The organism is Enterococcus sp. C74, from assembly GCF_040887125.1.
Classification (GTDB): domain Bacteria; phylum Bacillota; class Bacilli; order Lactobacillales; family Enterococcaceae; genus Enterococcus_B; species Enterococcus_B hirae.
Genome location: NZ_JBFOFA010000027.1, coordinates 1 through 1,421, shown reverse-complemented (window position 1 = coordinate 1,421; position 1,421 = coordinate 1). Strand labels below are relative to the sequence as shown.

The window sequence follows — 1,421 nt, the reverse complement described above, 5'->3', positions numbered from 1 at the left end:
TGAACTGGGACAATAGTCAGAAAAAAAATCTGATTATTGCCCCATTTTTTTGATTTTAAGGTACACAAAAAGCACGCAACCTTGTGAGATTAAAGTAACCCACCCCAATCAAAAAGGAGCATGCTTTTATGTTTAAAAATTATACCATCAATCAAACAACTTTACCACTAGATGTAGAACAATAATATATTCCAGAAACGGATGTTGCCTTTAAATAATAATTGGTGCTATTTCAAAGCAGAATGCAGGAAAAAGCTTTTAGAGGAGAAAACCGGTTCAATTTATCGGAAACGAAAAATTGATGTCGAACCAGTGTTCGAGCATCTAAAGGCTCACTTGGCCGTTTTCACTTACGTGGGAAACAAGGAGCAACGATTGATATTGGCTTGGCACTCATGGCACTTAATTTGAGAAAATTGGGGAAATATATGAAGGAAAAAGTGTCTAAAATAAGAAAAATCAGCCTGATTTTCTTTTTGAAAAGTATTATTGTCCCAATCTCGTCCAAATTATTCTAAGATTTCTCTTTACCAACATCATTTGACAAAGAGCCAGCAATTATTGTTCATCGACTAAATTCATCTGACTTTTTAGGTAAATGATCATTTTGTTGTACATTTTGGTTTAGTAGAGTTTTTGGTTTTAAATCTGAATTATTTAGTCTTCCACTCAATGAAACTTGATTTGTTGAGTTTAGGTTTGTTTTAGCTGGTTCTTGTGAAGTTCCGTGCGCCCTGTTCAGCAACGCTGTTTTTTCTTTCATTATTTTGATAAGGTCCTTTTTATCTTCTTTAGTAATCAAAATCTCCTCAACTAAATTGCGTTGAGAGAGTTTATCAAGGCTACTGTTAACAATAAATTCGGCCATCATAGATAGCGTTTCTGGGTCTACCTTTTTGTTCGCTTTAAATCCCAATGCTGTGTCCATTGCCTCACATAACAATATCATGTTTTCAGTCTGTACTTGATCTATAGTCTTCCCATTTATTTTAGTGTCTGTCTTATTTTCTTGTAATTTTTTGGGTTGCTGTTTCAGGCTTTCGCTGATCATATCTCGAAGTGTTTTTTCATCTTCTATTCGCATGCCAAGAGCTTCAGGAACTTTTTTCATATAATTTTGATCAAGTACACTATTCTCAATGGTAATGGCTATTTCATGTAAAACCTTTGGAGTTGTAAATTGACTCTTTGAAAGTTGATAATCGCTTTTTATTATTTTGATCAGCAGGGATACTGCCTTATCATTTATTGCATTACTTTGGAATATATTCCGAAGTTTGTCTCTATCTGCTTTTGACATAGGAAGCGTACTTATAAGCTCTTGCTTCTGGTCTATATTAAGGTCTAAATCCACCACTTCATTTGCTATTGTATGTAGTTTTTCTGGAGCTGTTGGTTGATTCTTTGACAGTTGATAATGC

2 pseudogenes are annotated in these 1,421 nt (G+C 34.2%); one reads left to right on the top strand and one right to left on the bottom strand.

The window, feature by feature from the left end:
• Window positions 1–246: 246 nt before the first annotated feature.
• Window positions 247–518: pseudogene (locus tag AB3H93_RS14105) on the top strand (transposase); the annotation flags it as partial.
• A gap of 47 nt (window positions 519–565) precedes the next feature.
• Here AB3H93_RS14105 and AB3H93_RS14100 read toward each other — a convergent pair.
• A pseudogene (locus AB3H93_RS14100) lies at window positions 566–1,421 on the bottom strand (hypothetical protein); the annotation flags it as partial.